General features: G+C 74.9%; 7 protein-coding genes. 2 read left to right on the top strand and 5 right to left on the bottom strand.

All coding sequences use genetic code 11. From position 1 onward, the window contains the following. Positions 1 to 2,223 (bottom strand): DUF4139 domain-containing protein (locus FGF04_RS38100; RefSeq protein ID WP_408055723.1); only part of this gene is annotated, 2,223 nt, incomplete at its 3' end. A gap of 306 nt (positions 2,224 to 2,529) precedes the next feature. Between FGF04_RS38100 and FGF04_RS38095 the strand changes: the two genes are divergently transcribed. After that, on the top strand, positions 2,530 to 3,096 hold the full coding sequence (locus tag FGF04_RS38095) for a lysophospholipid acyltransferase family protein (protein ID WP_149515967.1): 567 nt from the start codon (positions 2,530 to 2,532) through the stop codon (positions 3,094 to 3,096). Positions 3,097 to 3,167: 71 nt separating this feature from the next. Beyond that, entirely contained in the window at positions 3,168 to 3,713 is a 546-nt protein-coding gene (locus tag FGF04_RS38090) for a DoxX family protein (protein WP_149515966.1), read from the top strand. Between the two features lie 122 nt (positions 3,714 to 3,835). Here FGF04_RS38090 and FGF04_RS38085 read toward each other — a convergent pair whose 3' ends face one another. The 4 genes from FGF04_RS38085 to FGF04_RS38070 form a co-directional block, all read right to left on the bottom strand. Beyond that, complete coding sequence (locus FGF04_RS38085; RefSeq protein ID WP_149515965.1) at positions 3,836 to 4,834, bottom strand: aldo/keto reductase family protein; 999 nt, start codon at positions 4,832 to 4,834, stop codon at positions 3,836 to 3,838. 175 nt (positions 4,835 to 5,009) lie between these two features. Next, positions 5,010 to 5,399: a hypothetical protein gene (locus FGF04_RS40475; RefSeq protein ID WP_188114408.1), complete on the bottom strand. Its 390-nt coding sequence runs from the start codon at positions 5,397 to 5,399 to the stop codon at positions 5,010 to 5,012. A gap of 182 nt (positions 5,400 to 5,581) precedes the next feature. Beyond that, positions 5,582 to 6,913 (bottom strand): RICIN domain-containing protein, encoded by a 1,332-nt coding sequence (locus FGF04_RS38075; RefSeq protein ID WP_149515964.1) that lies wholly within the window; start codon positions 6,911 to 6,913, stop codon positions 5,582 to 5,584. Positions 6,914 to 7,208: 295 nt separating this feature from the next. Then, on the bottom strand, positions 7,209 to 7,718 hold a 510-nt coding region (locus tag FGF04_RS38070), incomplete at its 5' end, for a flavin reductase family protein (RefSeq protein WP_328596491.1).

Raw genomic sequence — 7,718 nt, 5'->3', positions numbered from 1 at the left:
GGACGGCGGTGGGGTTCGGTTCCGTGGACATGGCGGGTGCCAGCTCCTGCGGTTGCCGTCGACCAGGGCCTTGCCGGCCGGGACGCGTATCTCGTAGCCGCCGTCGAGCGCGGCGGTGCCCCCGGCGGGCAGCTCCACCCGCCACACGCGGGTGCCCGGGGTGAGCCGGTCGGGGCCCGCGCCCTCCTCGGGGGCCGTCCAGCCGGCCCGTTCCTCGATCCTGACGTCCGGGTCGGAGGTGACCGGCMCCCGTTCCCGGACCTCGACGGCGACCGGCCGGGCCAGCCGGTTCGCCAGCTCCACGTGGACGCGGTGGTCGAGCACGGTGGTGCCGCCGCGCAGTCCCGCGGACGACTCGTGCATCTCGGTGCGGCGGGTGACGCGGACCGCCTCGGCGGGCCCCAGTCCCACCCGGCGCTCACCGCCCGGCGCCAGCGTCGGCAGCGCGGTGGTCAGCAGGAACTCGTCGTCGACGGTGACCTCGACCGGCCCGGCCAGCAGGGCCTGGYCGGTGGCGTTGGACAGCACCAGCGTCGCGTACATGGTCTCCTCGACCGACGGCACGCACAGGTACTCGGTGCGCAGGCCGACCGGGATCTCGGTGACGGTGACCGTGTGCCAGGTCCCGTCCGAGGGGATGTCGGTACGGGCGGCCGCGTCGAAGCGGTGGTCGAAGGAACCGGCCGACTCGCGCGGCCGCACGGCGTGACCGGGCAGCGGCAGCGCGGCCACCGCCTCGGCGCGGCGGCGGTACTCCGCCGCCACCGGGTCGAAGGACGCGTCGGGGAAGAGCAGGCCCCTGCGCCCGGCGGCCTCCTCCGGGCCCGCCAGGACGAGCGCCGCGTAGTCGAGTTCGGCACCGCCGGGCCGCGGCGGACCGGTGGGAGGCGCGGTCGGCGCGGGGGCGATCGGCGCGATGCCCGCGGGAGCCGCCGCTCGCGCGGGGCCGCCGGGAGCCGAGGGCAGCCCGGCCGCGGACGTCTCGAAGGCGCCGCCGCGGGGCGCGGCGCCCCGCGCTGCGCGGGGCGGCGGCGCGTGATCGGGCGCCGCGCCGCCGACCGCCTGCGGAGAGAACGCACCGCTGGCGCCAGGCGCTGGGGGCGGCGCTCCATAGACCGGGGGCGGCGCTCCGTACGCCTGGGGCGCCGAGGGCGGGGGCATCGGAACCGGGCCGCCCGCGACCCACTCGGCCGGAGGACCCGTGACCGCGGCGCCCCCGGCAGCCCCTGCACCCGCCACGGCCTCTGCCGCGTAAGCCTTGCGCGCGGCGGCCGGAGCGGTGCGGGACGCCGTGGCGTCGTACCCCGTGAACAGGTCGGAGAGCCCCGCGGGAGGCTCGCGCCAGCCGGCGGGCGCGGGGGGCGGCTGACGGCGTCCGATCCGGATCGAGCGGAGCCGGGGCAGATCGGTGCGGCGGCGGAGGTCGGCGGTGGCCAGTGCGATGCGCACGCCGTTCCAGTCCTCCCCGGTGCGCTGCGCCACCGAGGCGCGCAGCACCAGACGGCCGCTGCCGTCGCCCTGGCGGTGGTGGAGACGGTAGGCCGGGGCCCAGACCGCGCCCGGTACCCCGTACTCCAGCTCGACCTCCACCTCCACCTTCCCCTCCTCCCGTGCGTCGTCCGCGCCGTGGAGGGTCACGAGCGCCGAGACCGTGGTCGCCAGGTGCGCCGACGGCGCGTCGGTGGAGGCACGGGTGAGCGCGTCCGCCGCGACCATGAAGTCGTGCTCGACGCGGAGCAGCGCCTCCTCCAGCTCGGCCAGGCGCTCGTGCAGGCGGGTCAGCCGCGCATCGACGAAGTCGGCCAGTTCCAGCCAGGCGTGCACCGGGGTGCGGCGGGGCGGGTCCTCGCGCTTGCGGCCGGGCGGGACCGGCCGCAGCCCCCGGATCTCCTCGATCAGGCCCAGCTGCCTGTCCCGGCGGGCCCGCGCCGCGGCGGACTCCTCGCGCAGCCGCTCCACCTCGCGCTCCAGACCATGCGGTGCGCCGGGGCCGTTCGGTTCGGTGTCGACCTCGATGCGCGCCTCGACGACCCGCGCCCCGGAGGTGCCCAGCACACGCGCTCGCAGCGAGCCGGGGTCCACCGTCCGGGGCAGCCCGGGGATGCGCACCCTGCCGTCCGGCGGCACGGTGCCGTGCGCGAGACGCCGGCAGAGCGCGCCCTGTGCGTAGACCACGACCGAGTCGAGGGTCGAGTCCCAGTCCTGAACCGTCCCAGCCTTCACGTGCTCCCCCTGGCCGTGTCCGTACTGCGCACAGGGTACGCCGGACGCCGTACGGGCCCGCAACGGCCCCGTCGGCACCGCCCGTTGAGCGGGCGGGTGAGTACGACGGCGCCGCGGCACGGGAGGGCGTACGGGCCCGGATGAGTACGGCGACTCAGGTCCGCGGACCGCGCCAGGACGACGATGAAGCCCATCGGACCGGATCGTCGCGTCGCCACGACGCACCGGAACACGGGCGCACCGGAAGGCAGATGCACCAGAACACGGGCGCACCGGAACGCAGACGTACCAGGACACAGGAGTCACGTGCTCAGCCGTATCGCCGCCACCGTCGTCCCCGCCCTCGGGCGGCTGACGACCTCCACCGACCTCACCGGTCCGGTGGCTCCGGGCATCCTCGTCGCCAACCACACCTCCCTGGCGGACCCCGGCATCGTGCTGGCCGCCCTGCGCTCCCTGGGCATCGAGCCCGTCGTCCTGGCCACCGCCGGACTCTGGCGCGTACCCGTCCTCGGGCAGCTGCTGGAGCGCGGCGGCCACGTGCCCGTCCACCGCCGCACCGCCAGGCTGGGTCCTCCCGGCGCGGCAGCGCCCGAGCCCTTCCGCAGCGGTCCCGCCCGCCTCGCCCTGGCCTCGGGTGCCCCGGTCGTGCCGGTCGGCCAGGCGGGGGCCCGCCGGGTCGTGTCCGGCGGGCGCGCCAAACAGGTCGCGGGCCTCCTGACCGCTCCCGTCCGCCGTCCGCGCCTGCACGTGCACGTCGGCGCGCCGCTGCACCTGCCCGCGGGGACCGCGACGGCGACCGCCACCGCGCACCGGGCGGTCGAGGCCGCGTGGCGGGTCGCGGTCGGGCACCTGGGCGACCAGAATTGTTGAACTTTCAGGCGTTAGGTAGGGTCGGCGAAGCTTGAACCTTCAAAGACATACACCTGCTCAGGAGGGCCCCCATGACATCCACCCTCGACTCCCCACGCCCCACCACCGGTTCCGGCACCGCCCMGGCGCCCCTGCACGCCTATGACATCGGCCTGCTGATCCTGCGCGTCGCGATCGGCCTCACCGTCGCCGCGCACGGCACCCAGAAGCTGTTCGGCTGGTTCGGCGGCGGCGGTCTCGACGGCACCGGACAGTTCTTCGAGATGAGCGGCTACCCGTCCGGCAAGGCGATGGCCGTCGTCGCCGGGCTGAGCGAGACCCTCGGCGGGCTCGGCCTGGTCCTCGGCCTGTGCACGCCGCTGGCCGGCGCCGCCGTCCTCGGAACGATGATCAACGCGCTCGCCGTGAAGTGGGGCGGCGGCTTCTTCGCGCCCGACGGCGTCGAGTACGAGCTCGTCCTCGCCGCGGCCGCCGCCGCCTTCGCCCTGACCGGCCCCGGACGCCTGGCCGTCGACCGGCACCTCCCCGTACTGCGCGCCCACCGGCTCGCGTACGGCGCCGCGGCGGTCGCCCTGGCCGCGGTCCTCGCCGCACTCGTCCTGCTCGTACGCGACTGACCCGGGCGGAAGCCGCATCCGGGACCCGTCCGGGCCTCTCCCAGGCCCCTCCCGGACGGGTCCCGGACACGGCGCCGGCGTGCTCGCCGGCGCCGCGTCCAGGAAGGCGGCGGACCGCCGGATCAGCGGTGCTTGACGCCGGTCTGGGCGCCGGGGGCGAGGGTCGGCCCGGTGACGGGGGCGTCGCCGAGGGCCCGGTCGACGGCGGCCAGCAGGTCGGCGGAGAGCTCGACGCCGGAAGCGGCGGCGTTGGCGTGGACCTGCTCGGGGCGGGAGGCGCCGGTGATGGCGGAGGCGACCTCGGTGCGGCGCAGCACCCAGGCGAGCGCCAGGGTCGGCATGCTCATCCCCGCCTCCTCCGCGATCGGGACGAGGCGCTGGACGGCTTCGAGGGTGGCGTCGCTGTAGACCAGGTCCTGGGAGACGGCCATGTCGGCGGAGGCGAACCGGCTGCCCTCGGGAACGGGCTCTCCGGGCTTGTACTTCCCCGTCAGCACGCCCTGGGCGAGCGGGGACCAGACGATCTGCGAGATGCCGTTGGCCGCGCACAGCTCGAAGACCTCGGCCTCGGGAGCCTGCCACAGCATGGAGTACTGCGGCTGGGAGGAGACGAACAGGCCGGGGCTGCTGATGTCGAGGGCGGCCCGGATCTGCTCGGGGGTCCACTCGCTGAAGCCGAGGTAGCGGGCCTTGCCCTGCTCGACGACCTTCTGCAGCGCCTCGACGGTGTCCTCGATCGGGACGGACGCGTCGAAGCGGTGGGCCTGGTAGAGGTCGACGTGGTCGGTCCTCAGGCGGGTCAGGGAGGCGTCGATCTGCTTCGCGATCTGCGCGGGGGACAGGCCCTGGTCGGCCGGGTCGTCCGACATCCGGCCCCACACCTTGGTGGCCAGGACGTAGGAGTCCCGGGGGTGGGCGGAGAGGATCTCGCCCCAGGCGGACTCGGCGGCGCCGCGCCCGTAGACGTTGGCGGTGTCGAAGAAGTTGATGCCCGCGTCGAACGCCGCCTCGGTGCAGGCGCGGGTGCGGTCGGCCTCGACGCCGCCGGAGTAGGTCAGCCAGGAACCGAGCGAGATCTCCGAGACCTCCAGGTCCGAGCTGCCGAGTGTGCGGTAACGCATGTCGCTCCTTGCGTCGGTGTTCCGGTCGGTCGTGCGCCGGGGACGGGTGCCCGCTCAGCGGCGCGGTACGTCCCCGGCCGCCGGGCCGGGCCGACGGCCGCGGGGAGCGGCGACCGGGTGTGCAAGGAGAGGACTGCCGGAGCGGGCAGGACTCGAAACCCCGCCCGGACGCAGGTCATCCGGACGCCGTGGCCCGGTGGTCCCGGTGGCGGTCCGCAGGCCGATCGCCGCCGGCGGTACGGCCGCGGCGGTCACGGCCGGCCCCGGCGAGGGCGGCCCGCAGCGGCTTCCCTTCCGGCATGCGGGGCGAGCGATCCCACACGTGCCGCACCGTCGTGAGGGCCCGACCCCGGTAGGTGCGCAACTGGCCGCGGGAGAGGCGGGCGCGCTGCCCGCCGCCCGTCATCAGGGCGTTGACCGACGCCATCGGGTCGCCGCCCGCGGCCCGGGAGGCCAGCGCCCCCACGACCAGGGGGAGCAGGACCACCGCGAGGGCGGAACCGGTGGTGACCGCCCTGCTGCCGACGGTGCGGAGGGGGCGGGGGCGTGGCGCGTCCTCGGTCATGGCGACAGTCCAGCAGCCGCCGGGCCGCCACGGCATCCGGTGCCGTACTCAGCCGGTCCGGCCTGAGTACTCAGCCGCACATCGAGGAGAGGACCAGGGAGCAGGGAGGGCCGGCCACGAGACGGCGTACGGTCTCGTGGCCGGCCCGGCCCGTCGGGTGCACTTGTACGCACCGCCCGGATTCAGGAGCGGGTGAAGATCCACTCGTGGTTGTTCTGGCCCTCCGGAGAGCAGGGCCAGATGATCAGGTCGCGAGTGGCGTCGTCGCGGCCGTAGGAGTCCAGGCACTGGTTGTTGCTGGCCGCATTGCGTATCCAGTACTTACCGTCGGCCTGCTTGTCCAGCCACCACAGCTGGTTGTCGTTCGTGGTGCCGTTGCAGGGGAACTCCGTGACCTTGGTGGCGCCTCCGGCGCCCCCGTAACCCGGCAGGTCCAGGCACATGCTGTCCATGACGTTGCGGATCTGGAAGAGCGGCGCTCCGCCGGGCCCGGCCTTGTCGTAGCGCTTCTCGACGTTCCAGAGCTGGTTGTCGTCGGTGTTGCTGTTGCACGTCGCCTGCGTGATCGGTCCGTCCTGCCGGCCGCTGCTGAAGCCGGGGATGTCGACACAGGTGCCGTTGGCGTTGTTCTTGATCAGCACCCGGGTGAGGACGGCCGGCAGCGTGCTCACCGCCTTCTTCGTGGCGGCCTTCTTCTTTTTCGTCTTGCTCGGCGAGGGACTGGCGCTCGGGGAGGGCGCGGCGGCCTTGGCGGCGGCCGGCGGCGCGGGCTCCGCCTTCTCCGTCTCCTTCTTCTTCTCCTTCGTCTTCGAGGGGGAAGGGGTCTGGGTCACGAAGACGCCGGCCGGGGCGTCCTCCTTGTTCAGCACGGTGTCGGAGGCGGCCGTGTCGATGGCCTTCTTGTCCTCGTCCTTGTCGGTCACCGTGATCAGCAGCGGTACGGCGATCAGGACGGCGCCCGCCAGTGCGGCGCCCGCGAGGACCGGCTTGCGGGGGCGGCCGATCCCGCTCGCGGTGATGGTGCCGGTGCCCTTGCTGTCCACGGCGGCCGCGAGGGCCTCCGGCCGGCCCCGGGTCGCCGCGGCGGAGAGCGCCCGGGCGCCGTTGTCCGTACCGCCCTCGCTCCCGGCTCCGCCGGTGTCCCCGGCACCGTCCCCCTCCGCGGCCTTCCCGCCGGTGGCCGTGCCCTCGGCCTTGCCCGTCTCGCTCGCCTTGCCCGTGTCGCCCGGGCCGTCCGTCCCGCCCTCCGCAGGGGCGGCCTTCGGGGCGCCCGCCGCTTCGGCGGATCCGGTCGCCTCATCGGCGCCACTGCCGGTGTCCGTACCGGTGCCGGTGCCTTCTCCGGCTTCCGGCTCGCTCTTCGCGGTCTTCCCCGCGGTGGCGCCCTGCTGCTCGGAGGTGGTCGGCGGCTTCCCGGCCCCGGTGGGCCGGGCCGCGGCGGCCTCGGCCTCGGGTGTGCTGGCTGCCGCTTGCGGGGCGGAGGTCTCACCTGACGCCCGCTGCTGGTCGGACATGGACTTCCGTACCTTTCCTCGCGGTTCAACCCGGAAGTTGCTGGAGATCGGCGCAGGCGGCTCGAAGCTGCGCCCGTGGCCTGTTCGTGGAGTTGTTCGACCTACGGTCGGGGCCAGCGTAATTGATGTTGCCTGCGGTACCGCCCCGAGGGCGGAAGAACTTCCTCCGCAGCAACGTCCCGCGTCACGGGCGGGGTTGCCGGCCGGCAGGGTCCGGGGGAAGCCGGGAAAGGTGTGCGGACGCACCGACGGGGGCCGCCGACCGCGTGGAGAGCGGTGGCGGCCCCCGTCCGGGTCACGGGCGGCGCGCGTGCGCGAAACCCCGTCGGTGCCAGAGCAGGCCGCCCGAACGCGCGGGCTCACCGCCCACCCGGGTCACCCGGCCCACCAGGATCGTGTGGTCACCTCCTTCCAGGACGTCGTGGCGGGAGCAGTGCAGGGTCAGGGACGCGTCCCTGATCACGGGCGCCCGGTGGGAGTCCGCGGCCAGCGGGACGCCGTCGAAGCGGTGCTCGGCGGGCCGCATGAAACGCTTGACGAGGTGTTCCTCGCCGGGCCCGAGCAGATGCACGGCGAAGTCCTCGGCGCCGGTCAGCGCGTCGTGCGTACGGGAGTTGCGGTCGAGGCAGACGAGGAACAGCGGCGGGGCCAGGGAGAGCGAGCTGACGGCGCTGGCCGTCAGACCGCGCGGCATGCCCCGGTCGTCGTAGCAGGTGACGAGGGTGACGGGGGCCGCCAGGGCCGACATCGCGGCCCGGAAGGCGTCGGCCAGGTCCGCCGGAGCCGGAGTCGAAGCCGCGGGCAG

Source organism: Streptomyces apricus (genome assembly GCF_008369065.1).
GTDB classification, from domain to species: domain Bacteria; phylum Actinomycetota; class Actinomycetes; order Streptomycetales; family Streptomycetaceae; genus Streptomyces; species Streptomyces apricus.
The sequence above is the reverse complement of the archived record's forward strand: the minus strand, read 5'-3'. Positions and strand labels throughout refer to the sequence as shown.